This is a genomic window from Acidovorax sp. KNOB132 (assembly GCF_057541515.1).
The window spans coordinates 1-24,888 of record NZ_BAAJYT010000025.1; the positions used below are offsets into that span (position 1 = coordinate 1).

The 24,888-nt window shown below is 63.2% G+C and carries 19 protein-coding genes; all 19 read right to left on the reverse strand.

Going from position 1 to position 24,888, the window contains the following annotated elements; genetic code table 11:
* Positions 1-97: 97 nt before the first annotated feature.
* Positions 98-820: a DUF2325 domain-containing protein gene (locus tag AC27IO_RS06295; protein ID WP_498737941.1), complete on the reverse strand. Its 723-nt coding sequence runs from the start codon at positions 818-820 to the stop codon at positions 98-100.
* A gap of 494 nt (positions 821-1,314) precedes the next feature.
* Positions 1,315-4,080: a type VI secretion system ATPase TssH gene (gene tssH, locus AC27IO_RS06300; protein ID WP_487088454.1), complete on the reverse strand. Its 2,766-nt coding sequence runs from the start codon at positions 4,078-4,080 to the stop codon at positions 1,315-1,317.
* Between the two features lie 37 nt (positions 4,081-4,117).
* Positions 4,118-5,248: a type VI secretion system baseplate subunit TssG gene (tssG, locus tag AC27IO_RS06305; RefSeq protein ID WP_498737943.1), complete on the reverse strand. Its 1,131-nt coding sequence runs from the start codon at positions 5,246-5,248 to the stop codon at positions 4,118-4,120.
* Entirely contained in the window at positions 5,245-7,119 is a 1,875-nt protein-coding gene (gene tssF / locus AC27IO_RS06310) for a type VI secretion system baseplate subunit TssF (protein ID WP_498737945.1), read from the reverse strand. The genes tssG and tssF overlap by 4 nt, the downstream gene beginning before the upstream one ends.
* 66 nt (positions 7,120-7,185) lie before the next feature.
* The gene (gene tssE, locus AC27IO_RS06315; RefSeq protein ID WP_272552281.1) at positions 7,186-7,710 is read right to left on the reverse strand and encodes a type VI secretion system baseplate subunit TssE; all 525 of its coding nucleotides are present in this window, start codon (positions 7,708-7,710) and stop codon (positions 7,186-7,188) included.
* Between the two features lie 8 nt (positions 7,711-7,718).
* The gene (locus tag AC27IO_RS06320; protein WP_284412226.1) at positions 7,719-8,513 is read right to left on the reverse strand and encodes a type VI secretion system accessory protein TagJ; all 795 of its coding nucleotides are present in this window, start codon (positions 8,511-8,513) and stop codon (positions 7,719-7,721) included.
* A gap of 197 nt (positions 8,514-8,710) precedes the next feature.
* Positions 8,711-10,207 (reverse strand): type VI secretion system contractile sheath large subunit, encoded by a 1,497-nt coding sequence (gene tssC / locus AC27IO_RS06325; protein ID WP_272563858.1) that lies wholly within the window; start codon positions 10,205-10,207, stop codon positions 8,711-8,713.
* Positions 10,208-10,225: 18 nt separating this feature from the next.
* Positions 10,226-10,765: a type VI secretion system contractile sheath small subunit gene (gene tssB, locus AC27IO_RS06330; protein WP_272563859.1), complete on the reverse strand. Its 540-nt coding sequence runs from the start codon at positions 10,763-10,765 to the stop codon at positions 10,226-10,228.
* Between the two features lie 313 nt (positions 10,766-11,078).
* The gene (tssA, locus tag AC27IO_RS06335) at positions 11,079-12,086 is read right to left on the reverse strand and encodes a type VI secretion system protein TssA (protein WP_498737949.1); all 1,008 of its coding nucleotides are present in this window, start codon (positions 12,084-12,086) and stop codon (positions 11,079-11,081) included.
* 74 nt (positions 12,087-12,160) lie between these two features.
* Positions 12,161-12,874, reverse strand: coding sequence for a type VI secretion system-associated protein TagF (gene tagF, locus AC27IO_RS06340; protein WP_498737951.1), 714 nt, complete (start codon positions 12,872-12,874; stop codon positions 12,161-12,163).
* Positions 12,856-16,482 carry a type VI secretion system membrane subunit TssM gene (gene tssM, locus AC27IO_RS06345; RefSeq protein WP_498737953.1) on the reverse strand — a complete coding sequence of 1,209 codons (3,627 nt, stop codon included), beginning with the start codon at positions 16,480-16,482 and terminating at the stop codon, positions 12,856-12,858. The genes tagF and tssM overlap by 19 nt, the downstream gene beginning before the upstream one ends.
* 2 nt (positions 16,483-16,484) lie before the next feature.
* A complete protein-coding gene (locus AC27IO_RS06350) occupies positions 16,485-17,825 on the reverse strand; it encodes a DotU family type VI secretion system protein (RefSeq protein ID WP_498737955.1) in 1,341 nt (446 codons plus the stop codon).
* A gap of 8 nt (positions 17,826-17,833) precedes the next feature.
* A complete protein-coding gene (tssK, locus tag AC27IO_RS06355) occupies positions 17,834-19,168 on the reverse strand; it encodes a type VI secretion system baseplate subunit TssK (protein WP_284430791.1) in 1,335 nt (444 codons plus the stop codon).
* 5 nt (positions 19,169-19,173) lie between these two features.
* Positions 19,174-19,743, reverse strand: coding sequence for a type VI secretion system lipoprotein TssJ (gene tssJ / locus AC27IO_RS06360; RefSeq protein WP_317358671.1), 570 nt, complete (start codon positions 19,741-19,743; stop codon positions 19,174-19,176).
* 29 nt (positions 19,744-19,772) lie between these two features.
* Positions 19,773-20,561: a PP2C family protein-serine/threonine phosphatase gene (locus tag AC27IO_RS06365; RefSeq protein WP_317358668.1), complete on the reverse strand. Its 789-nt coding sequence runs from the start codon at positions 20,559-20,561 to the stop codon at positions 19,773-19,775.
* Positions 20,558-22,798, reverse strand: coding sequence for a type VI secretion system-associated FHA domain protein TagH (gene tagH, locus AC27IO_RS06370; RefSeq protein ID WP_498737958.1), 2,241 nt, complete (start codon positions 22,796-22,798; stop codon positions 20,558-20,560). Before tagH ends, AC27IO_RS06365 begins: the two co-directional genes overlap by 4 nt.
* A gap of 27 nt (positions 22,799-22,825) precedes the next feature.
* On the reverse strand, positions 22,826-23,308 hold the full coding sequence (locus AC27IO_RS06375; RefSeq protein ID WP_498737960.1) for a TssQ family T6SS-associated lipoprotein: 483 nt from the start codon (positions 23,306-23,308) through the stop codon (positions 22,826-22,828).
* 1 nt (position 23,309) lies between these two features.
* Entirely contained in the window at positions 23,310-24,128 is an 819-nt protein-coding gene (locus AC27IO_RS06380; protein ID WP_498737962.1) for a PEGA domain-containing protein, read from the reverse strand.
* Positions 24,125-24,802: a hypothetical protein gene (locus AC27IO_RS06385; protein WP_498737964.1), complete on the reverse strand. Its 678-nt coding sequence runs from the start codon at positions 24,800-24,802 to the stop codon at positions 24,125-24,127. The genes AC27IO_RS06380 and AC27IO_RS06385 overlap by 4 nt, the downstream gene beginning before the upstream one ends.
* Between the last annotated feature and the right edge of the window lie 86 nt (positions 24,803-24,888).

Consider the following 24,888-nt stretch of genomic DNA (forward strand, 5'->3'; position numbering starts at 1 on the left):
GATCGACTAGGGCATATTGCTATAAATTTAATAGCAATCGATTGTCAGCCGCTAATGGCCACGCGCGGTCGAAGCCCGCGGTGCGCGGGCTGCCGGCCTACCGCTGCGGCACAGGCTCATCCTGCGGATGCGCCAGCCCTCGCATGATCTGAACGACCTGTGGCTGGTCCACCAGCACGCACGGTTTGCCCGTGCGCTTGCAGTGGTCCTGCACCCGCCAATAGTCGTCATGGCCGACGCAGCCGGTCTGGCAGATGACGAAGTCGGCGGCGATCAGGCTGGCTTCCAGCGCCGCATTTCCGCCGGACAATGCGGCGGCGCTTTCTTCCACCGCCGCCTCCGGCTTGCGGCCCACTGGCTGCGCGATCAGGCTGCCCGCGGCATCCGGCGCAATGCAAACCACGGACCGCATGGCCCCTGGCGGGGCCGATAGCGTTTCACTCGCCACCGCTCGCAACGCCATGGCAGGCACAGGCATGGTGTGATGGGAGCGTGCGGCCCGCCACTGCCAGTGCAGCACCTCGCGCATCAGCTCATGAATGCGCTGCCCCAGGGCTTCGATCTGCCGGCCCATGGCGCGCCGCCGAGCCGGGCCTTGGAGCGCAGCGGCGTTCCCTTCGGCGGATTCCTCGCGGGCGAATGCCAGCGCCGTCTCGGCCACGATGGCCCGTGCCCGCAGGCGGATGGCCTGGGCCTGCAGACGCTCGATCTCGGCGGCTTGCATGGCCAGCAGGCGGCTGCAGCGAATCTGCGCCCGCCCATACCCGTCCAGAAGGACCCGGTGTTCCTCGATGAGATCTTCCAACGGCGTGGCGGTCATCTGCGCTCCCTTTTTCAAACCGATGCGGGACGAGCCCGATGTCCAGCGCGGCGCATCGGGCTGCGCCCCTGCTCGACCCGCAGTGAACTGCTGAGGTGCCGCTGCGATCGCGGCATATTTGATTGATAACCATTCTCATTTAATGATACACTGGCGTCAATCGTTGACCAGGGCCTTCGGTGGCTTCTTCTCAGAATCCACCGCCAAGCCCGGTCAGCCCCCAACCGGTTTCATCGTGGGGCGACTCCCGGACTCTCCGTCCGACGGGTCGTTTTTTGCCAGCCAACGGGCGTGCTCGCGTAGCCAGGCTTTTTTTGCGATGAATGCATCCGTTCGAACGAATGAACGGCGTCCTTTGCAGACTGCAAATGCCGCGCGGCCTTCACCGGCGTGCGAGCGCCTGCCGCCAGCACCATTCCCTCGCCCTTGCCGGCAGCCCTGGGGCCGGCGCCAGCCTCCATGGCCCCTGCGCCAGGGACCATGGATCGTCGGCATCAACCGAACACGATCTCGAAATCGCTGTCCGATGCGCTGAGCTGGATCTGGCGGATCACGTGCGCGTCCACGGACGATTGCAGGAACTGCATGGCCAGGCGCGGCAGCAGGTTCTGCGTGATGATGCCGTCCACCATGCGCGCGCCGGATTCGACCTCGCTGCAGCGCTGGCGGATCAGCTGCACCGCGGCCTCGTCGAACGTGAACTGCGCGTTGTGCCGCTCCAGGATGCGCGTCTGAATGCGCTGCAGCTGCAGGCGGATGATCTGGTCCAGCATCGCGTCGGAGATGGGGAAGTACGGCACCACCACCAGCCGGCCCAGTAGCGCGGCCGGAAACTTTTCGAGCAGCGGCTGGCGCACGGCCTTGGCAAGCGCCTCGGGCGGCGGCACCAGATCGGGGTCGCGGCACATGCCGGCGATCAACTCCGAACCCACGTTGGAGGTCAGGATGATCACCGTGTTCTTGAAATCGATGTAACGTCCTTCCCCGTCTTCCATCCAACCCTTGTCGAACACCTGGAAGAACAGCTCGTGCACGTCGGGGTGGGCCTTCTCGATCTCATCGAGCAGCACCACGCTGTAGGGGCGGCGGCGCACGGCCTCGGTCAGCACGCCGCCTTCGCCGTAGCCCACGTAGCCGGGCGGCGCCCCCTTCAGGGTCGAGACCGTGTGCGCTTCCTGGAACTCGCTCATGTTGATGGTGATGAGGTTCTGTTCGCCACCGTACAGCGCCTCGGCGAGCGAAAGCGCGGTCTCGGTCTTGCCGACGCCCGACGGGCCCGCCAGCAGAAACACGCCGATGGGCTTGCCCGGGTTGTCCAGCTGCGCGCGGGCGGTCTGGATGCGCCGCGTGATGGCCTCCAGGCCGTGCCGCTGGCCGATCACCCGCTTTTCCAGCGTGTCCGCCAGGGTGAGCACCGATTTGACTTCGTCGCGCACCATGCGGCCCACCGGAATGCCGGTCCACTCCGCCACCACGGCGGCCACCACGCTGGCATCGACCACGGGCTGCAGCAGTGGGTCCTCGCCCTGCATGCGCAGCAGTTCACCGCGCAGGCCGCTCAACTGGTGGACAGCCGCGGGGTCCGCCCCATCGCCCTGCGCTGGCGCAGGTGCCGAATCGGCCGGCCCCTGCGCATCGGCGGGTGCCACGGTGCCGCCCTGCGCGGCGCTTTCGGCGGGCGGCGCAGCTTGGGCCGCGGCCTCCTTGGCCACGCGGCGGGACAGCACGGCTGCCTCCGCGTCCACGATCTGCTGCACCATGGCCTTTTCGCTTTCGAAGCGGGCCTTGAGCACCTCATGCTCCGCCTCCAGCCGCGCCAGCGACGCATTGATTTCGTCGAAGCGTTCGGTCTCGCCCACGCCCAGGTCCAGTTCGCGCTGCACGATGTCCTTTTCGACCGCCAGCGACTCCAGTTGCCGGATCACGGCCTCCAGGCGCGCCGGGGTGGCGTGCAGGCCCATCGCCACGCGCGAGCAGGCGGTGTCCAGCAGGCTCACCGCCTTGTCCGGCAGTTGCCGCGAGGGGATGTAGCGGTGTGACAGGCTGACGGCGGCGGCCACCGCGTCGTCGCCGATGCGCACGCGGTGGTGGCCTTCCAGCTTGGCGGCCACGCCACGCAGCATGAGCACTGCCTTGGCTTCGTCCGGTTCGTGGATCTGCACGAGCTGGAAGCGCCGGGTGAGCGCCGGGTCTTTCTCGATGTACTTTTTGTACTCGGCCCAGGTGGTGGCGCCGATGGTGCGCAGCACGCCACGCGCGAGCGCCGGCTTGAGCAGGTTGGCCGCATCGCCTGTGCCGGCCTGACCGCCCGCGCCGATCAGCGTATGGACCTCGTCAATGAAGAGCACGATGGGCGCCGTGCTGGCCTGCACCTCGTCCAGCAGGGCCCTCAGTCGGTTCTCGAACTCGCCCTTCATGCTGGCGCCGGCCTGCAGCAGGCCGATGTCCACGACGCGCAGCTGCACGTCCTTGAGCGGCGGCGGTACATCGCCCGCCGCGATGCGCAGCGCCAGGCCTTCGACCACGGCCGTCTTGCCCACGCCAGCCTCGCCGACGAGGATCGGGTTGTTCTGGCGGCGGCGCATCAGGATGTCGACCATCTGGCGGACTTCCTCGTCGCGCCCGGTGACGGGGTCCAGCTCTTGCTGGCGCGCGCGCTCGGTCAGATCGACCGTGTATTTCTGCAGCGCCTCGCCACGCCCCGTGCCGGCCGGGCCTGTGGCACCACTGGCCTCGCCGGGCACGCCCGAGAGGCCGGAACCGTCTGCCGCGCCAAGGCGCGATTCCGGCGAATCGGGCAGCAGCCGCGCGAACGCGTCGCTCAAGGCCGGCTCCGTCAAGCGGCCCAGTTCGCTGGAGATGGCCCGCAATTCATTGGCCAGCGCACGCGTGCGCACCATGCCGGAGAGCCAGTAGGCACTGCGGATCTGGGACTCGCCGAACATCAGCGTGGCATAGACCCAGCCACGCTCGATGGCGGTCTCGATCTGGGCCGAGAAATCGCTGATCGAGGTGGCCCCGCGAGGAAGACGGTCCAGGCTCTGCAGCACGTCGGCCGCGAGCTTTTCGGCATCGATCTCGAAGTGCCGGAACACGCGCACCAGATCGGAATCGGTTTCCTGCAGCAGTTGGTGCAGCCAGTGCACCAGCTCCACATACGGGTTGCCGCGCAGTTTGCAGAACACCGTAGCGCTTTCCAGCGACTTGAACAGCAGGGGATTCAATTTTCCGAAAAGGGCTTGCCGGCTAATTTCAGACATGGGACCTCGGTGAGTCAGTTTTTAAAAAGGGAACGCATCAGGTGTGCGCGGATGTGGGCGGCGAGGTGGCGCGGCGGGCAGCGCCCTTGCGCAGGGTCAGCCAGTGCTCGGGGTCCAGGCGGAAGTCGTCCGGATCGCGGGTGGCGGGCGCCGACAGGGACCAGGTCGTCCACCCCAGCCGCGTGGCGCCGCCGAGCTGGCAGGGGGGCACGTCTTCGCGGCGCAGCACCAGCTCGAAGTCCCACGCGAACTCGATGCCCAGGTAGTTGCGCACCCAGTCCACCAGCGCCTGGAAGTCTTCGCCTGAAGGCAGGAAGCGTTCGTACTGCGCCAGCGTGAGCGGCCCGATCCGCAACCGGAATTTGCTCTGTGCATCGGGCACCCGGCTTCCGACCACGGTGTCCACGCCCAGTTGTGAATTGCAGGCATTGCGCGACAGCCGCGTCTGCTGGCGGGGTTCGAGTTCCAGGTAGTGCAGCGCGTATTCGATCAACTCCACCGGCACGCCGAAATACAGGCGAATGGCCGCCGTCAGGCCTTCCGGGTTGCGCGTCCAGCGGGTGAGGTGGCCCGCCATGTACTGCTTGGCGTGGTCCGGCACCGCGTCGCGGGACCGCTGTGTGGGCTCGCCCAGCCCCACCAGGCTGCGCACGTGCCGGCCGAAGGAGTCGTCGCCCGCCCGGTCCAGTGAGGTGGTCGGCTGCGGGTCCGACCAGGCCCGAAAGAACAGCAGCAAGAGCCGGTGGTGGAAGATGTCCGAGAAGCGCGCCAGCGTCGGGTCGTCGTACTGCCTCAGGCGCTCGCGCACGTACTCCGTGAGGTGTGTGGGCATCGGCCCGTTGGGCCCGTAGAGCCCGAAATTCCACACCATCAGCCGCTCTGGCTGGCCCGCCACAGCGGGCAGGACCTCCGCGAGGGTCGCCGGCGCAAAGGCCAGCGACGGGTCCTGGCCCAGGCGCAGGGACTCGCCCTGGGGCCGCAGGGCCCGGCCGAACCGGGGAAACTCGGGCTGGCGGGCCTGCAGCAGCCGCAACGTGAAGAACAGATCGAATTCGTGCGGGTTGTCTTTCAGCTTCTGCCAAAAGAGCGCCACCCCGGCCTCGCTCGCCGGCCGTGCAATCCGCGCCTGCCGGGCGTCGCCCGCGTCGAGCGTGGGCAAACGGCTCATGTGCAGGGCCTTTGGCCAGGCCGCACGCGCCACTGCGCGATGCGGCCGCGCTGGCGCGAATCGAGGGCCAGTTCGGTGTAGCTGTTCACTCCCACGTGCCGCGCGAAGAAGCGCTCCAGGACGGCCATCAGCGGCCAGGGGCTGACACCGGCCAGCGAGCTTTCGTCCACGCCGACCGAGACCCCCACGCCACGGCCATACACCAGTTGCCCATGCTGAGGCAGGCGGCGGGTGATGGCGGAAATACCCACGCCCTTGATGCTGGAGACCTGGCCAGACAGGTCCTTGTCGCCTAGGTCGAGGTACAGCCGCAGCAGATCGCGCAGCGTGGCCGCGCCCTCTTCTTCCGACAGGTCGGTCATCGCCAGGTAGTTCAGGGACAGGTGCGAGATGAGGCGCCAGGTGATCTCGTTCTCGGCCACGCTGGATGTGGGCCGCGTGGGGCCCGCGACAGTGCGAACGCGGTCCACCGGCACGGATTCCACCGTGGTGAAATCGCCCTCGCTGCTGCGCCCGCCCATCAGCAGCGGCAGGTCGCGGTTGGTGCACAGGGTGCGCACGCTCAGCTGCTTGAGATCGTCCGAAAACGGGGCTTCCCGCTGATCCACGAGGGAGATGAACACCTCGCTGCCCAGGTACTGCGTTCGGGGCCCGAAACGCGCCGCATGCTCCGAAAACAGGCGAGGCTCCCTGCGCGCAGCAAAGTAGGCCTGGTCGCTGGACCGGATGCCATGGATGGAAGAAAACAGCGGCACGAACTCGCGGTCGTTGAGCTGACCCTCGCGGTGGCCGGTCACGCCCAGAACGCTGTAGACCTCGAAATCCCGAGGGCGGGTGCGGTCGGGCACCACGTGGTATTCGTTGACGTTCGGCGCCACGTGGATGCGGTCAGCCGGGCGTTCGAACAGGTTGATCGCGGGCACGCAGTGCAGCAGGAACTTGTGCCGATCCACCTGGGCTTCCAACGCAGGCTGGGCACGGCGCAGCAGCAAGGTAATGGCAATGGCCTTGGTCTCGGCCTTGGCCAGTGCGGTTTGCAGCCCGCGAATCGAGAAGAACCGGAACCGCGCAGGGAACGCGAAATACTCATGGAGCAGCCGGTGCCCCTGGAAGCTGCGGTGCGAGTACGGCAGCAGGGCCTGCGACTGCTCGTAGCCTTCTGCCTGCAGGGCGTCGGCCGGCAGGTGGGCCCAGACCCGCGAGGGGTCCTGCGCATCGTGCACCACGATGCCGATCAGCGACTCGTGGATCAGCTCCTGCAGATGCGATGCCACCGCATCGCCTGCCGAGATGTGCACCTCCAGCCGGTCCAGGCGCAGGTCGCAAAACCGCAGCGCTCCACGGGTGGACAAGTCGATGCGCAGGTGTGCCGCTGGCTCTTCGGGCAGGCGCAGCCGCGACAGCGGCAGATCCAGCGGCGGGCCGCCGAGACGGGCCTGGGTGAGATCGATTGGCCACAAAGTAAGCTCGTGCCCGGTGCGGAAGTCGCACGGCGTCTGCTCCTCAGCCGTCTTGCGCGCCCTCAGCACGCTGCCCACCGGCAGCGTGTAGCCATCGGCCAGGCTCCCTTCGCTCGCGCTGGGGTCCATCTGCACCACCACCATCGACGGCGTGGGGGCCAGATAGTGCGGGCAAACCATTTCCAGAATTCGCTGGGAGAGCCGGGGAAACTCCGCATCCATCTTCATCTGGATGCGGGCGGTCAGGAAGCTGAACCCCTCCAGCAGGCGCTCCACATAAGGGTCGGCCACCTCCAGTTCGCGCAGCGACAGGCGCCCCGCCACCTTGGGAAAGGCGGCCGCGAATTCGGCACCCAGTTCCCGCAGATAGCTGAGTTCCCGGTTGTAGTACTCGACCAGGCGAGGATTCATCGGGACATGCCCTCCGGCACATGGAGGACCGGTCGGATGGCGCAAATATGCATGGCCTGGATCACTTCACCGTAAATCAGAGACGACCACCTGCCCGGTTTCCAGGTCCAGGCTGGTCTTGAGCAGCAATTCCATCGGATAAGGCGCGGACCAGAACTGGCAGCGGATTTCGAACTGCAGCGTGTTGTGGTGGCTGAACAGCTTGCTGGAGGGGGCCAGGGCCACCGTCAGCGTGTCGCGAAGGATGCGGGGCTCGTGGGCCAGGATGGACTTGCGGATGGCTTTCTCGATGTCCTTCCAGTCCAGCTCGGACAGCAACTGGCCTGCCAGTGGCGTCATGCCGAAGTTGATCACCGACCGTTCTGCCTCGGGAAGGCCTTCGAAGTCGATGTGCGAGGTCGCATCCGAAGCGTTGAGCAACCAGTTCAGATCCCGCAACAGGGCCTGGCGCAGGCGGGCCTCGGTGACATAGACGGCATCGGCACGCTCGGTGCGCTTGCTGGGCTCGTGGTCCGTCAGGCGGTCCAGCAGGGCCGGCTGCAGGCGGTCCTTTCCGTTGCCGAAGTTGTCATTGGGGCGCGTGGTCGCCATGGATCGGATCAGCCCTGGGTCGATTCGGCCGTGAACTTGATGCGGCGCACGTCCAACAGCGCATGGTCTGCCTGCTCGGAAATCCACACGCGCTGGCCGAGGCCAGCCACCTGCTCCTGCCCCAGATCGCTCCACTCGGTGGTGCGCGACAAGCGCACGCCATCGGACGCCACGCTTTCCGAGCCCGGGTACCGGGTGGGAATGAAGCCGAGCATCTGCCCGCCGTTGACCAGCGTCACCTCGCAGGCCGACCAGACCAGATCGCGCAAGTCCTGCGGTTTTTCGAAGTTGATCTGCTGGATCGCAGTGAAAGGAACCCAGTAGTACCCGCCGTTGGCATACAACTCGCAGACCGGGCCCAGCCGCGCATCGGAATCCGCCAGCCACTCGAAGGGGGTTCCGTCCAGCTCACCCGGCGAAGCAGGCGCCTCGTCGAAGGCACTGCTGCGCAGTTCGGCGGCCTTTTCGGCCTGCCCGTCCGCCGCGCACTGGAGCGCCTCGACCATCCAGCCCAGCCAAGCCGGTGGGTCCCCCAGAATCTGCGGCGTGCGCCGGCCGGCGAACACGTCCCGCCGAGCCACCTCGCAAAGAATCACCTCGCGATAGGCCTTGGCCATCGGCGCCGTCTTGCTGTCCAGTTGCGCGCAGATCTGCAACTGGTCGAGCGCCTTCTGCCACTCGCCGAACAGCACCAGCATCTGGAAGTAGTAAACGCGCAGAGACGCATCCGCCGGATCCTTGCGAATGGCCTCCTTCAACGAACTCAGCTGCGTATCCAACGGAAGCTTGGAATCAAAGATCATGGGATGGGTGGGACCTTGAACGAAAGGGGGCATGAAGACAGCGCCGCCGATGCACCCTCCCTGCAGGATGCCAGCGCAAGACCAAGGCAGATGCCATGACAGGCACCCCTTGGTTTGCGCCCTTCGAAAGTCGGCGCTGCGATGATTCGACAGGCAAGGGAGTCATGCCCCCGACGCCCGCCCTCTACAGCGCTGGATCAGTTGCCGGCTTGCTTGACCGACGGCAGCTTGGAAACCAGGCGCAGCGAAACGGTCAGGCCTTCGAGCTGATAGTGCGGGCGCAGGAAGAACTTGGAGGTGTAGTACCCCGGGTTGCCCTCAACCTCTTCCACTTGCACTTCGGCAGCCGCCAGCGGCTTGCGGGCCTTGGTTTCCTGCGAAGAATTGGCGGGATCGCCATCGACGTAATTCATGATCCAGTCGTTCAGCCACAGCTCCATGTCGGAACGCTCCTTGAACGAGCCGATCTTGTCGCGCACGATGCACTTGAGGTAGTGCGCAAAGCGGCAGCAGGCGAACATGTAAGGCAGGCGCGCGGACAGATTGGCATTGGCCGTGGCATCGGCGTCGTAGTACTCGGCCGGCTTGTTCAGCGACTGCGCACCGATGAATGCGGCCACATCGGAGTTCTTGCGGTGCACCAGGGGCATGAAGCCGTTCTTGGCGAGTTCTGCTTCGCGGCGGTCGCTGATGGCGATTTCGGTCGGGCACTTCATGTCCACGCCACCATCGTCCGTCGGGAAGGTGTGGGCAGGCAGGTTGTCCACCGCGCCGCCGGACTCGACTCCGCGGATGGATGTGCACCAGCCGTAGTACTTGAACGAGCGGTTGATGTTCACGGCCATCGCATAGGCCGAGTTGGCCCAGCAATACTTGCTGTGATCGCCGCTGGCGGTTTCCTCTTCGAAATCGAATTCGTCCACCGGGTTGGTCTTGGCGCCGTAGGGAAGGCGCGCCAGGAACCGCGGCATGGCCAAGCCGATGTACTTCGAATCATCGGACTCGCGCAGGCTGCGCCAGGCGGCGTACTCGGTGTTGGTGAAGATCTTCGTCAGGTCGCGGGGATTGGCCAGTTCCTGCCAGGATTCCATCTGCATCATGGCGGGCGAGGCGCCGGAAATGAAGGGGCAATGCGCCGCGGCAGACACCTTGGCCAGTTCGCCCAGCAATTCCACATCGGTCGGGCTGTGGTCGAAGTGGTAGTCGCCCACCAGGCAGCCGAAGGGCTCGCCACCGAACTGACCGTATTCCTCTTCGTACACTTTCTTGAAGATGGGGCTCTGGTCCCAGCCCACCCCCTTGTAGCGCCGCATGTTGCGATGCAGTTCCTTCTTGGAGATGTTCATCACGCGGATCTTGAGCATCTCGTCCACTTCGGTGTTGTGGACCAGATGGTGCAGACCGCGCCATGCGCCTTCCAGTTGCTGGAATTCGCTGTGGTGAATGATCTGGTTCACCTGTTCGGACAGCTTGCGGTCGATTTCCGCAATGATCGCCTGCACCGTTTGATAGGCGTCATCCGACAGCGTGGCGGAGGCCGCCAGGGCCTGCTGGGCCAAGGTCTGTACCGCGGCTTCGACGGCCTCGCGTGCCTGATCGGTCTTGGGCTTGAATTCTTTTTGCAGCAACGACGCGAATTCGTTGCCTTCGAGTGTCTGGGCGGCTGGTGCCGCTTCCATTTGGCGTGCGTTCATGGTCGGGTCACTCCTCGCTTATTTCACGTCCGTCGATGGTTCAGCGCTGTCGGCCGGCTTGGGCATGGCAGCGAGCGATTTGAGCAATGCCGGATCCTTCAAGACCTTGCTGATCAATTCTTCAGCCCCTTGCTTGCCGTCCATGTACGAAAGCAGGTTGTGCAACTGAGTGCGAGCTTCCAGCATGGAGTTGAGTGCACCGACCTTGCGGGCGATGGCCGCGGGCGAAAAATCCTCCATGCTGTCGAACGTGAGCTCGATGTGCAGGCGGCCATCGCCAGTCAGCGTGTTGGGCACGTTGAAAGAGACGCGGGGCTTGATGGACTTCATCCGCGCATCGAAATTATCGATGTCGATTTCCAGGAATTTGCGGTCGGCAATCTCCGGCAAAGCTTCGACAGGCTTGCCGGACAAGTCGGCCATCACGCCCATCACAAACGGGATCTGCACTTTCTTTTCAGAGCCGTAGATTTCCACGTCGTATTCGATCTGGACCCGGGGCGCGCGATTGCGAGCGATGAATTTCTGACCACTCTTGCCCGTTTTGCTCAGTGTCATGATGTAACTTCTCTTTTCCTAGGATTTATAAAACGTGAGCGTAGGGTCTTGTGAAGGCATCGCAATTACAACGACTTCGCAACAACACCAACTTACAAATTCATAACAAAATGGAACGCCCGTTTCTTTGGGCACGCCGCATCACCGTTCTTAGTCGGCTGGATCACCACTCCGCTACTGGAACATACCGCAGAGATGGTGCGCAGATTCAGGCTCAAACCCATGAATGGAACTTTGGACAGGCTGCAGTATCCGCACGACGCACCGTCCCGCAAGTATCTCCAGCCCTTTGCGCTTAGATGCTACAAAACGTTTACAGAGGGCTCTTCACGCCAGTGATATTTTCCACTTGGGCCACGCTGTCTGGAGACAGTTCACGAAGAATGTCAAGAAAGTCCAGGCCCATCAGTCGCACGGCCCTTCGGATCAGCAAGGGAGCAGGATTGGTGGGCTCCGTGCGTTCCAGAAATTCAGCAATTTCCATCAGGCGCGACACGGCATCGGACCGCGTGCGCAGCGCAAATCCCTGGTTGGATGCAGTAGCCAGGGGAGTTTCAACAGGTACGCCCCCCGCCTCTTCCACCGAGTCCGACACCGGCGCGGCAGCATCGGCATCCTTGGGAATCAGATCGCGAAGCACGCTGAACACGCCGCGAATCTGCTCCAGATCAGGTCGTTGATCCGCGTCGAGCCGATCACGGAAGATGGCTTGCATCGACTCGAAAGCCTCGCTGGCCACAACCCATGCGCGAAGCGTTTCGTTGCCCTGCCGCCACGCATCGAACACGGCGCCACGCAACTGATCCAGCGACATCTTGATGGTGCCGTCGGCTGCCGTGCCGCGTGCCAGTGCTTCCGCGTCCCGGACATTGATCGCACCCGCAGCAGACCGCAAGAAATCTTGTTGGCGAATATCCCGCAGTTGTCCGGTCACGTCGTTCAGCGAAGCCACCGCATTCATCCGCATGAAGTGATCGCCGTCTTCCGGCAGCGGATGGAGGTGATCCCAATGCTGGCTGAACATGGCAGACATCAACTGCACGCCCTGGGACATGCCGCGCACGCCCTGTGTGTTGGTCAAGGCATGGGACAGCTTCGCCACCACCCGGATGTCTTTGGTGCGGGACAGAAGCGCAGTGGAGCGTTTCTCCACTTCACGCCAGTCCGGCGGTTCCGCCGGGATCACGGTCTCGCCAAATTGCTGCTCCGGCTTGCCGTTCGCGGCGTTTTCCAAGGCGAGAAACTCGGCGTCGTACGTCAGATCCTCACCGCACGGTGGGGCATCGCTGGTGGGCGCCAGCAGGGCGTCAAGATCAATCATTCAAATACCTGTCAGTTCGCATCGAAGAGGCTCGCTCGGGCTCAACAAAAGAAGAACGAAGGGCACCGACACGGCTAGGAAGCCTTTTTGAAAAGCCGAGAGAACAGATGGCCATCAAAGGCGCCGCCGTGCTCCACCATTTCGTGCCCCCCAGCCGCATCGGACCACCAGACGCTGCGCGCCTGTTGCGATCGCAGGATATCGCGCCCGGCGCTCCAGGGCCGGCCATTGACTGTGCTGCCACTGGACGATGGACTCAGCCCCAGGTCCGCCAGGATGCCCGCCATCGAAGGTGCAGCCGCTGGTGCCGACTGGTCTGCGTGAAACGGCCATGGCAATACGGAAAGCCTTGCATCCAACTCTTCCGCAGGCAGGGCCAGCCTGCGGGCCTCGATGATGGCGTCCCGCGTGCCGAAGAAGAACCGTTCCAGCGTCGGGTCGGATACCAAAGCGCTGGTCCGATCGGTGGCGATGGCCACTGCCGTGATGGGATAGCACCGCCCGATGCGGTCCGCACTGGGGGCCAGCACGCCGCACACTGGCGAAGTTTTCCCGCCCAGGCTGGCAATGAAGAACCACAGTGGCGACTGAATAAAGCCAGGCTCCCATTGCCCGGGTCCCTGCGCACGCAGTTGGTCCAGCCCACGGCTCACCCAAGCGTCCCATTCGTCGCCGATGGCGCGGGGCATCCTGCGTCCCACGAAATCGCCCTGCCCCGGCAGCTTTCCAAACCAGGAGATGCGGGACTGCACTTGTGGCGATGCTTGACTCACAGGTTGCCAGGACACTCGAACTCCTCCATGGCTTTGAGACGGAAAGGATTCAGCACACTGCCTGTGGTGATTTCGAATCGCAGGCGCCGTCCGTCGATGTTGAAAGCGGCAATGAAGCGCTCGGGTGCGTTGCCGGGAAGAATCTGCGCCCGGTCGAAGAACCGGTGCAATGCCCAGGGCCCCTCGGTGACCAAGCCAGTGTTTTCAGCCCCCGATCCGGTCAATTGCAACCGGACCTGCCCCGTGCCACGAGCTCCCGGCCAGTTCACCGACTTCGGAATCTGAGGTCCGTGCTGGTAGCGCAGGACTTCGCCATCAACATCCAGCACCATTTGCGTGATGGCAGCATCCATCTCCAAGGGCTTGATGTCCAGCCGGATCGACGGTGCCTTGCCCCCGGCCCGGAAATAGACATCCCGAATGACGGAGGCACGCTGGAACGAAGCCAGCGCAGCAGAGCCGCCCACGGGCGAACCGTCCACACCCTGCTTGAAGCTCCAGGGATTGGTGGAGATATCGACCATTGGCTGCAGCGTAGTCCGGAAAAATTCATCCATGGTGCCGCCCACGGAGAACAGGCGGGCGAAGTCATCCGTCGTCACATCGCGGCCAGCGCTGCGCGTGAAGGGATAGCGACCCAGGATCGCGCGCCGGCAAAAGGCACCGATCGTGGCGTTGAGATTTCCGCCCACAGCGGCCCGCACGTCGCGCCCCACGAAAGCCGAAGTGGCTCCCGCCAGATCTTCGTACATGACGTTCAGGGGCGGCGGCACGCGCTTGGCTTCCGTGCGGACCCGCTCCAGCGTGGCGGACAGCGAAGGCGGCACAGTTCCACCGGCACTGACCTGCTGCCGTGCCGATGCGATCACTGCGGCCGCCTCGTTCAGCACCTGCAGGCTGGCGGTCATGGGAGAAGGGCCCGAACCGTTCGAGGTGGCCAGCCGCCGATATTCGCGGAAGCGGAAATCGACCAGATCCGCCTCCAGCGTACCGCTGGAGGTGAGCCCCCCCACATTCACCTGCTTGCCCGTCAGGCGGCTCAACTGCTCCTGCTCTTCCTTGATGCGGTTGATTTTCTCTCCCAGCCAACTGCTGGTTCCTCCCCCTGCAGACGGACGCTGGCCAAGGGTGGTTTCCTTAGCGACGGCGCGAATGAACTGCTCCAGGCTGGAATTGGCGGCAGAGTACAGGCGAGCCTGCTCTCCCGCCTGATCGAGGGAGGCGATGCGCACCGGTCGCACATCGGCCAGGAAGTCCTCCCATAGCTTGGCGTACTCCATCAGGTAAAGCCGCTTGACCTCGAGCGCCAGCTGGCCGGTCAGCACTTCGTTGGCCGTGCTGCGCCGCCCATCGGCCTTGCCCAGCACCCAGCTCTCCTCCTGGGACAACAAGGCCGTGACCTTGGGCAGTTCCTGCGCGAACGCCCCGTAGTACCCGTCATAGGTGAACAGGCCGGAAATACCCTGGGTCAGCGGACGGCCACTGCGGCGGGAGAATACCTGCGGCGCCTCGGGCCCGCTGGCGCGAACCACCGTGAATTCAGGCGGCAAGGAATTGCCCGTCAGCAGCAGTTGCTTGAGCCGGCTGTAGGCCCGTTGGGCTGGTGACATCTGGGCCAGCCGCTGGCGCACTTCGGCCACCAGTTGCTGATCCATCGGCACCGGTGCCACCAGCGCGCGGTCCTGCATCAGATTGTCGAGGTGGTGGGCCAACTGGTTGACCACGCCAGATTGCACCAAGCCAGGCGGAAGAGACGTTTCCCAATCGTTGACCATCCATGCGCGGATGGCCTTGGGATTGAAGCGCTCGGGCTCGTACAGCATCAGGTAGACCTTCAACGCTTCGAAGCTCGCCTCCGGGTTGCTGGTGGACGTCTGCTGCAGTGACCGGCGCAAATGCCGGGACAGGCGCGGAAGCCAGGCATCTTCGAGCAGGCGCATGTAGGTGGCGTCCGCAGCCGTCTGGACCTTGGGCACCTGCAGCAGGCCCTGGCGCCAGCTCAACGGGGCAGAGTCGCCCTCGTAGCGCTGGCTCACGGCCAGGGTCTCCGCATTGTTCAACAGCGGCAGCAAGCTCACCATGTCTTCCGGGTCGGCGTCGCGGGCGTCGTTGACCGCCTGCTTGAGTGCTGGAACCCGGTCTTTCACTTCTCCGATGTAGGCGACGTTGTTGTCGTGGCTGACGGTCCATGCGACGGTCACGCCGACCAGGGCCAGAACCAGGGCAATCAGCCCTCCGGCCTGGGCAAGGCGCAACTGACGTTCTTTCTTGGCATTGCGGCCGGTCAAGCCCGCTTCATTGAACATCACGCCTTTGAGTAGCGTTTCAATGAAATAGCTTTTCCCGCTCTTGGCTCCCAACGAAGCCCCTGCGGGCGAGGGAACCGCGAACCGGCGCGAGAGTGCTGAAAGCACCCGGTCGAACGGCATGCCCTCTTGCGTTCCGCTGGTGAAATACACGCCGCGGAAAAGCGGCTTTTCCTTGAAACGGGACGATGCGAAGATGGTGGAAAGCGTTTCCTGCAACACATCGCGCAAACCGACGAATTGCTGAGGAAGGCCGTAGATCAGCCCCCGTCGCGACAAGTCAGGCTCGGAAAGCAGGCGCTGCGGCAAGAGGCGGTTGATCTGCCCCGCCAGTTCGTCGAACTCAGCACGGAAGCGGGCTGCCGGTTCCTCTTGCACGCCCCCTTCGTTGTACGGGCTGGTGAAGCCCCAGACCTGGGCCCGCTCCTCGCGGTTCATGTTGCCGAAGAACTCGTTGAACCCCGCCAGCAAGTCGGTCTTGGTGACCAGCACATACACGGGGAACTTGATGGCCAGCTCTTCGCACAGCTCGCCCAGGCGCATACCAATCAGCCGCGCAAGGCGTTCACGCTCCGCGTCCGTGCTGCTCAGCAACTCCTGAACACTCAACGTGACCAGCACGCCATTGACAGGCTGCCGCCCCCGGAATCGGCGCAGCAAAGACAAGAATCCGCCCCAGGCGGCCTTGTCTTGCGTCTCATCGCTTTCCTGGGTCGTGTAACGTCCTGCGGTGTCCAGAAGCACCGCCTGATCGGTGAACCACCAGTCGCAATTGCGCGTGCCACCCACGCCCCGAATCGAAGCCTTTCCGAACTGCGCCTCCAGCGGAAAATCCAGACCGGAATTGACCAGCGCCGTGGTCTTGCCGGAGCCGGGCGAGCCGATGATCAGATACCAGGGCAACTGGTAGATGTAGCGGCGATTCAGCCGTCCGAACCAGCCTTGTTCCGTTTGTCCAAAGCGCGTCTTGCTCAAAACGCTGATTGCTTCCTTGAAGCGGGTTTCGAGTTCTGCGACTTCTTCTTCCCCTGGACCGGCTTTTTCAGCCGGCCGGTCACCCGTGCCGAACCGGGCCAGTTGGGACAGCAGGCGAGCGTTCATCTGCTTCGCACGCCACCACTGGACCAAAAGCTTCAAGAACCAGAACGCGAAGATCGCAAAGATCAACCAGCCACGGACCTGAGGGCTTTCCAGGGGTTGGTATGGCTTGATGTAGATGAGCGGTCCGATGAACCAGATGACCAAGCTCAAGAGCACCAGCCCCAGCAGGACCAGCGTGAACCGGTTGAACAGGAAATCGAATATCTTGCGGAACATGCTTATTTTTGATTGGTGGCGCCGCCCTGGGGATTTGCACCCGGGGTGAGTTGCAGCTCGCTGTCACGGGTCTGCGGGGCAACATGCAAAACGATCTCCACGCGGCGGTTGAGCGCCCTGCCTTCCGGCGTGGTGTTCGGCGCTACCGGATCGCTTTCTGCACGGCCTTCGGCATGCAACCTGCGCCCATCGGAGACGCTCTTCGTCAGCATCGTGGTGACAGCCTGCGCACGCTCCTGGGACAAATGCCAGTTGGAAGGAAACCGGGCGGTGCGGATGGGAGAGTTGTCGGTGTAGCCATTGACCACGACCTTCCCGGACACCTCGTTCAACGCAGCCGCAATGCGCTCGATCACGCCGACGTACCGAGGCTTGACCACCGTGGCCCCGGCATCGAACAACCCATCGCCGCGCAGGATGATGATGCTTCGATCCGCCAGGTCGTTCACCTCCACCAGACCCTCTCGAATTTCGGGCTCCAGGAACTGGCGCAACCTGGGCTTGGGCGCGGCGGCGATGACGGCAGGGGCCTGCGGAAGACGGATACCGTTGATTGATGCGAACAGATCGTCGGACCGTGATGCGAGGCGGTAGTTGAACCAGAGAAAGATCAGAAACGCGATCAGCAACGCCAGTGCTGCCGCCACCCAAAAAGGAATCAAGGTCCAAGGCGGCACCGCCGCGCGCTGAACACCACGCCAATGCAGCGACAAGGCACCGCTGCGGTCCCCCCTCGCCCCTTCGATAACCTGAAGCAGACGGGCCTTGAGGCTCTCCAACTGGCTCTTGCCGTTTTCGACGACGTGGTAGCGGCCTTCGAAACCCAGCATCAGGCAGAAATACATCAACTCGATGAGGTCGATGTGCTGGTTGGGCGTCTGCACCAGCTTGGAGAGCAGCTGGAAAAACTTCTCACCGCCCCAGGTTTCGTTGTGCAACGCGACCAGCAGGCTGTATTTGGGCCAGACACCCGAGCCACCCCAAGGGGTCTGCGCCGCCGCTTCGTCGATCGCCGTGCAGATGCAGTACCGGGCACCGATGACGGTCTCCATCGGCACGCCGGTGTTGCCGGCCCGGCTTTCGAATTGCCGGATGTTTTCCAGCAGAAACTGCTGAAATCCACCAGGGTCGCCATTGGTGGCCATGGCCCGGATCTGCGGGATCAGATTGAGCAGCGTGTTGGAGGCAGCCACCAGCGGATTACCGCCGCTGACCACATCCGGAAGCGCTGTTTCGCGCACCGCACCGCCAGGGGTGTGAGGTGCCGTGGTCCCGGCCCGTGGCGCAGCGGCTCCAGTGCCCGTATCGAAGGCAAATACATTGCCAGAGGTTTGAATGGACATATCGGTTCTTAACGGCGAATGGCCCACATCTCAAGCTGCAGTTCAGGAAACTCGCCGGAGACGTGCAAGGCCAGGCCGCCGGAGTTTTGAAGTTGGCGCCACAGGTCGTGCGCTGTATCCAACTCGAAATACGAGTAGCCGGCGTGGTAAGGAATTTCGCGGGGAGCGACCGGCAGGGACCGCAGAGTGACGCCAGGCAAATGCAGATTGACCAAGTCCCGAATGCGCTCCACCGGGCCCAGTTTGATCTGGGTCGGAAAGTGCGCCCGCAGAAACTCCACCGTCGCCTGCGAATGGACCGCCAGCACGAAGTCGCAACTGGTCAGGAGTTCGGTGCTCGGGATCAGTGCGACATGCACGCCATACTGGCGTTCCTGCAGTTCGATCTGGATGGCGTTTTGTTCCAGCACTGAAGACAAGCCACGCCGCAGCTCCAGCATCAATGGCAGGAAAGAGCTTCGCAAATCGTCATGGTCATAGGCAGGCATGGGCGCAGGACGCCGCTGGTCGCGCGTGAAGGTGGCCAGTTCGCCCGCCATTTTGAGCAGGTCATCGAACAGCCGCTCAGGATGGATGGCGCGGATCCGAACCCAGTGCTCCACCGCCGGCTCCCAGCGGTTCAGGAACTGGAGCATCAGGAAGTCGCCGACCTCCCCCACGCCGCCGCGCCCCGGCTGGGTCAAGCGCTCCTCCAACGCAGCGCCACGCTGGCGCAGCAGACCAAACAGCTCACGGCAGAACACCGCAAGGTTGGACATATCGGCATTGGTGACGACCGTGGGTATGAAGGTGGGATCCAACAGCAGCGAGCCATCTGCGCGGCGCTCCACCACCTGCACCAATGGCAGACTGACCCAGCCATCGGCAATGTCGTGCGATGCACGCAGCGCGAGCTTGATCTGCCCGACCTGCACCTCGGCAGCCTGCGCTCCAACGTCGTTGGAATCCGCCACTTCGATCACTTCTGCAGCGTAGCGCACGAGTGCGCTCGGCTCGGATCCCAGAGACACTTCAGCAGCCATGCGCCTGCGCATCGGCAAAGCCAGATGAATGACCGTGTCTTTGACGTCTTTGCCGATGCTCAACGCAGGCGGGGGCTCGTCGTGGTGGGGAAAGCTGAAAGGCGTACCGTCCGGCAACACCCCTTCGGCAGAGATCAAGCCGATCTTGCCCAACGCGAGAAGCTCCGTGTCCAGGACGAGGCTCGAAAACCCCCAGAAGAAGAACTGCGTGGGCAGCGTGCGTGCCTGCACCAGAAAATCGGTGAATCGATCTTGCTGCTGAAAATGCTGAGGGCGCAAGAACATGCCCTCCGCCCATACGACCTTGCGCTGCCAGACCATGATAGTTACTGCGTTTTTTCTTGGATTTGAACTTTGACGGCATCCTGGGAGACGGTGACCAGATAGCGCACGGGCTTCAGGCGTTCAGTCTCGCCCAGACCCCACCAGCGCCGGCGCATCTCCACCGAATTGGGTGCCGGCGCAGTGGCGCGCCAAGTGCTTTTCTCCAGGTCACGATAGCCCGCGAAGAATGCAAAGGCACGGACCTCGGCACTTCCTTTTCGCTCAAAGACGCGCCGCTCCCCTGGGACCACCAGAAACTCTTCACGGCGCACGAAGTCGCTTGCCAACTGCGCTTCGTCTTTTTCTTGAAGGTCCAGAAAACTGGCTTTGTCGAACGCAGCGGTGGCACGCAATTCGTACATTCGAAGCAAGATGGGCTTGGGAGCGCCATGCACATCGGGATTGAGCTTGGCGTCGGCAACCACTTCGAACACGGCTGGGGGAACGGCCGTAGGGGCTTCCTGAGGACGGTTCATCGAACTGATGACTCCGCACCCAGCGAGACCCAATACGCCAACACCCACGGCCCCTCCGAGCAAAGCACGGCGCAATCCATAAACCCGATCAAGCATCGTCGATTCCTTTGTTGGTAGAACTGGTTTCACAGCCCGTCTTCACTGGGTGACACCCAAATGGCGAATGCGCTGAAGTTGTCCTGGTGCGGCTTACCCTGCGCGCGCAGCGTGGTCTCCATGTGCTCCAGCCAATCTTCCGGGTTCTGGCTGAGCCGCAGTGCCTCTTCCATATCGTCTTCATGAATGCCTTCCCAAAGTCCATCCGAACACAGCAGGAAGGCATCTCCCGCCACCAAATCGACGGCTTTGGAAAGCACGGTAGGAGGAATCTGCGATTCGGCCCCGACAGCGCCCGCAAGAACGCTTCGATTGGGAAGGTCCCGGGGGTCCTCGTTGCGATAGACCCCCGCATGCAGCAGTTGCTGCACTACGCTGTGGTCTTCCGTCATGCGATGCACTCGCTGGTCCCTGAACCAATACAGCCGTGAATCGCCCCAATGCGCCCAGAGCGCCCGACCCTTGGCCAAGTCCAGGCACAGCAGGACCACCGTGGCACTCATGTGCCTGCGGGAAACCGACAACGGTTGCTCCACCGCGACCGTATGCTCGGCCAGCGAAATCAACGAGGCCAGGCCTGCAGGCGCGAACAGCGGGTTGTGGCGAAAGCCATCCAGAACCGCGTTGACCGTCAGCCGCGCAGCCAATCCGCCGTGGCCGTGGCCACCAGCCCCATCAGCCAATGCGCAACAAAACCCGCGGCCTCCTACATCCACCATTCCCAGGAAATCGTCGTTGGTCGCGCGCGAGCCCCTGTCCGAGAGCGACGCTGCGGTGAGACGGAACCGGTACTGATCGCCAACAACATGTGCAATCACAACTTGGCCTTTGCAGCGGCTTCCGCGTTCTCATAGGCTTCCAGAAAGGCCTGGCCAGAAAAGGCGGTGAGATCGTCCTCCGCGTCCCGACGGATGGCATCGAAGTTTTTCTTGTACTCGTCCCACAAAGCCGCCTTGCGGCCGATGGAGGAAACCTTTCCAAGCATCCCGCCAATGGAAGCGGCCTGCTTTTCCAGCTCGACCGGATCAAAGCGGGCCAGCGCCTCGGCATAGGCTGCCCGAATACCGGCCATCAATGCCAACTGGTGCACACAAAGATCCTGGTAGGCGTCCTTCATGGCCGGAACTGGCTGCATGAACCCCGGAAAATTCTGCCCGATCATCTGCATGATGACGCCATCCGGTGTGGGCAAGAACTTCAAGGGGTTGTTGGCACCGGAGGCGATCACCGTGACGCCCGCGCGAAACTCCCGCTTGATCTCGGAGCGGGCTGCCAGCAAGTCAATGGTTCCCTGCACTGCGACACGGAACGCCTCGCCAAAAGATCGCATGAATTCCGGCGTGAGCGTGGGCTCCAGCTTTTTGGGCAGCACCCCGGCGCCGTCCAGAAAAGCGGTGACCAACGCGCTCAACTCCGCGGGAGGCATGGCCGCCAGGCCTGGCAAGGTAGCCGGTGCAGGAAAGTCGGAAGAAGGCGAAGGCGAAGGCGAAGGCGAAGGCGAAGGCGAAGGCGAAGGCGAAGGCGAAGGCGAAGGCGAAGGCGAAGGCGAGAGTGCAGGTGCAGGTGCAGGTGCAGGTGCAGGTAAATTGGACGGTGGAAGCGGCTCCAAAGGTGCCGCAAAGGACATGATTTCGTCCCGGTGTTGCACTGTCCGATCCTCCAGGAACGCCGGCGGGACTGCACTTTTTTCCAGGACCGGAGACACCGGCTCAATGGGAGGCAGCCAATCGGAATCCGCTGCAGGCAATCCACTTCCGAAGCTGTCCAGGTTCAGCCCCTCCACCTTGCGAAGGCCTGGCAAAGGCGCTACCAAAGGCTCGTTCGGTACCGGTATCGCCAGATCGGAGGGCACGACCTTGGCCTTCGTGGAAGACACCGCCGCATCGACGCTGATGGCCTCGATGCCCAGCGCCCCCACAGGGAGACGCTCGTCCGTACCGCTTCCAGCAGCCGTACTCTTCGGCATGCTGAAAGCCTGCGATAGATCGCATCCAGGCACTGCAAGTGAAGTGTCTTGAAGGGCTGGCGATTCGCGGTCCTGCTGAAACAAACGCAACGGGTCCAACTCGTTGCGGGGATCCAGCGCCTTGGGCAGGCCTGCATGGGCAGGATTGTCCATCTGATGCTCGAATCGTCCGGAAACCGGCAACGCTTTCAGCAACTCGTCATGACGAAGATTGGCGACGTCGGTCAGACTCTTCGTCTGCAAGCCACCGGCCCAGGGGTCACCCTTTTGCGCCTGCTTCTTCGGGTCCTGTGCAAACAGATCGAAATCGTCCGGGATGACCAGTGCCCGATGCGCAGCTGCCGGCGCGTTCCGAGGCATTGGGGTATCGTCCCATCCGGAAGGCAGCGGCGCAGTGGCAACACCTGCAGTTGGAGATAGGTCTGCCGGCAGCACAGGCACTTGCAAACGGGTGTCCCAGGACGAATCGGAGACCAGAGGCTCGGCCGGCACACCAGGAGGCACCCCGGCAGCGGCCACCTCTTCGTGAGGCATCGCCATGAACGCAGGCACGGTCGGCGGTTCCGCGTCGGAGGATGCCTCGATGGGGTCTGAAACCAGGCCCAGGATGGCAAAAGGATTGCTGTCGCCCGCATCAGCCGGGGCTTGCAACTCCTCCAGGAGGTCGCTTGCCGGCGTTTGCGGAGCGGCAGCGGGTGCGGCCTCCAGAGGTGCGACCGGCGCAACATCTGCTTTAACGGCAGGTGCCACTGGAGCAGGCAAGGCCTGCCCCGGCAGCAACGCGTACAAGCGATAAGGGCCGATGACCACTTCATCACCGATCGCCAACGGCACCTCTTCACCAGAGCGTACCTCCTGTCCGGCTACGGTGATGGAGCGGCGTTCACAAAGGTTGGCGATGAAAGCCGCCTCGGACTCCATGCGGACCATCGCATGCACGCGGGCCACACTGGCATCGGAGTCGGGCAGCACCAACTTGTTCTGCCCTCCTCGGCCGATGGTGCCTCCGGCAACGCCGAAAACTGCAGACCAAGTCCGATCTACTGCAAGATCGGCCTGTTGAGCGACTCTGAGTTCGACTTTATCCATGGACGGTGCCTGACTGATCCGCTTTGCTTAAGGGGCTTTTCGATTGCTGCGCTGCTTTGCACGGGCTGCCGCAGCGCGCGCCGCATTGAACTCCCGGCCCCAAACGGGGTGCCCCTTTTCCGCCTCGGTCAGCTGAAAGGTGGGATCCTGTTCGAGCGCCAGATCGAAATGCTGGCGGCATTGCCTGAGCCGGCCCATCGCACAGTGGCTGAAGGCGATGAACTTGAGCACTTTCACCTGAGAGGCCAGCGGAAGTTCAGCCGCGCCGATCAAAGGGGTCAACGCAGCAATCGCATCGTCGTAACGACCATCTGCATACACATCCAAGGCACGCGCCAGCGCTTGCTCCTTGGCAGCCACAGGATCCTGCTTGGCAGGTTCAGCCACGGCCGGCTGCTGACTTGCGGCATCCGCTCCCGGCGTTGCCGTGGCCTGAGGGGGCGTCTGGCAGGCAGCCAGCAACAGGCCGAGCATGCACTGGCCAACGATCAAAGGAAATCTGTATTTCATGCTACCTCGCATCAAAATCATGTTCGATGGTGAAAGTCTCACCATCGATGACCGTGATCACTTTCTTAACGGTTTCAAAGCCTGGATTAGACAACTCCAGCGAATGGGAGCCAGCCGGCAACTTCAACTGCGTCAATGGAGGACTCACCCCCATCGCCTTGCCATCGACTTGCACGTGCCCCCAGGGCGACAGCCGAATGCGGACATTGAATGCAGCGTCTTTCTCTGCAGTCTTGAACAGCGCGCTGACCGGCACGGAATTCGATGTCTGAGCGGCAGTCACCCGGGATGCGGGAACCGCAGCTGCAGTGACCGCCTCCGCGGTACGGGCAGTACCCGGGGTTGTCGCAGGGTCTACAGAGGCATCTAGCACCGGTTTACCGCAGCGGGTGGCCCATCGTGCCTGCGATCGGAAATAAGCGCTGCGCCAGGGCGTGTTGTTGAGTTCATAACCATCGATCTTGAACGAGGGGCGTACAGCGAACGCCGCGTCGAATTCCGATTCGCAGCGCTTTCCCTCTCCGTTCGTGCAATAGATGAATGCCAAATACTTATGCGCTGATGCGCGCTCCTGTCCATCCGGCAGGCCGGCGAACAAAGCCGATTGAAACGCGCGCTCGGCGGTTTGAAAATCTTTGGCGTCAAACAACGCAATGCCTTGACCCAGATATTGCCGGCCGGTGTTGACCGGGGCCGTCTCAGACCTGCCGGGTGCGGGCTTTTCGTCGCAATCTGCAGCGGCGTGAAGCAACGGCGCGTGACTCATCGCCACCAGACAAGCAACGCGTCCAAGCGCAATGAATGGCCTGAAATGCATCATTCGAACTTGTGCGTTAAAACGACCGACTCGCCCTTTTTCACCAACACCATCTGTGTCACGGTGGGCGCAACCGGGTTGGAGATATCGATTCGGTGAAGCCCCTCGGACAAGGTCAACTGGGTCAATGGCGGAGTCGTTCCTGCCGGCACCCTGTCGACCGATACGTTCCCCCATGGCATGACGCGCAAAATAATCTTGCCTTTGTTCTCGGCATCTGCCGTGCGGGTTACCTGCGCAGGTACACGCACGGCCTCCTCAGACGTGGGCAGAGCACTCGGCGCTGCAGGAACCGAAGCCGCCGGCGTCGGCACGGATGCGGGAGGCAGCTTCGCGGGTGCAACATCCGCCACCACCGTGGGTGCCGATGCCGCCATCACAGGAGCCGAAGCCGGGGCCTGCTGCGTTACGGGAACCGAGGCCGGCGCCATGGCCGACGTCAGCGCAGCGATTCGTTCTTCGGCTTCAACACGGTGCACACCATTGGGGAAAAGACTCAAGTAAGTCCGCAATGAATCGGGCGTATTGATACGGGCCGCCAGCATCCATTGGTCCGATTCCTGGGCATCCTGGGCCACGGCCGCTGTCTTCGCAGCGTCATCACCACTGGTGATCCACCATGCGCCACCTGCCGCAACAACCAATGCAGCGAAGCCCAATGCAGGGATCAGCCACACGGGGCGCTTGGTTGGCTGGGCATGTGCGGCACCTTGTTGGTTGGCCGCAGGTTTGGTTTTCCGGGACTGCGCTTTCGCAGATGACT

Excerpts from the sequence above, each read along its gene's own strand:
- AC27IO_RS06295 (WP_498737941.1), bottom strand. The coding sequence starts at position 820 with ATGACCGCCACGCCGTTGGAAGATCTCATCGAGGAACACCGGGTCCTT.
- tssH (WP_487088454.1), bottom strand. The coding sequence starts at position 4,080 with ATGTCTGAAATTAGCCGGCAAGCCCTTTTCGGAAAATTGAATCCCCTG.
- tssG (WP_498737943.1), bottom strand. The coding sequence starts at position 5,248 with ATGAGCCGTTTGCCCACGCTCGACGCGGGCGACGCCCGGCAGGCGCGG.
- tssF (WP_498737945.1), bottom strand. The coding sequence starts at position 7,119 with ATGAATCCTCGCCTGGTCGAGTACTACAACCGGGAACTCAGCTATCTG.
- tssE (WP_272552281.1), bottom strand. The coding sequence starts at position 7,710 with ATGGCGACCACGCGCCCCAATGACAACTTCGGCAACGGAAAGGACCGC.
- AC27IO_RS06320 (WP_284412226.1), bottom strand. The coding sequence starts at position 8,513 with ATGATCTTTGATTCCAAGCTTCCGTTGGATACGCAGCTGAGTTCGTTG.
- tssC (WP_272563858.1), bottom strand. The coding sequence starts at position 10,207 with ATGAACGCACGCCAAATGGAAGCGGCACCAGCCGCCCAGACACTCGAA.
- tssB (WP_272563859.1), bottom strand. The coding sequence starts at position 10,765 with ATGACACTGAGCAAAACGGGCAAGAGTGGTCAGAAATTCATCGCTCGC.
- tssA (WP_498737949.1), bottom strand. The coding sequence starts at position 12,086 with ATGATTGATCTTGACGCCCTGCTGGCGCCCACCAGCGATGCCCCACCG.
- tssM (WP_498737953.1), bottom strand. The coding sequence starts at position 16,482 with ATGTTCCGCAAGATATTCGATTTCCTGTTCAACCGGTTCACGCTGGTC.
- AC27IO_RS06350 (WP_498737955.1), bottom strand. The coding sequence starts at position 17,825 with ATGTCCATTCAAACCTCTGGCAATGTATTTGCCTTCGATACGGGCACT.
- tssK (WP_284430791.1), bottom strand. The coding sequence starts at position 19,168 with ATGGTCTGGCAGCGCAAGGTCGTATGGGCGGAGGGCATGTTCTTGCGC.
- tssJ (WP_317358671.1), bottom strand. The coding sequence starts at position 19,743 with ATGCTTGATCGGGTTTATGGATTGCGCCGTGCTTTGCTCGGAGGGGCC.
- tagH (WP_498737958.1), bottom strand. The coding sequence starts at position 22,798 with ATGGATAAAGTCGAACTCAGAGTCGCTCAACAGGCCGATCTTGCAGTA.
- AC27IO_RS06375 (WP_498737960.1), bottom strand. The coding sequence starts at position 23,308 with ATGAAATACAGATTTCCTTTGATCGTTGGCCAGTGCATGCTCGGCCTG.
- AC27IO_RS06380 (WP_498737962.1), bottom strand. The coding sequence starts at position 24,128 with ATGATGCATTTCAGGCCATTCATTGCGCTTGGACGCGTTGCTTGTCTG.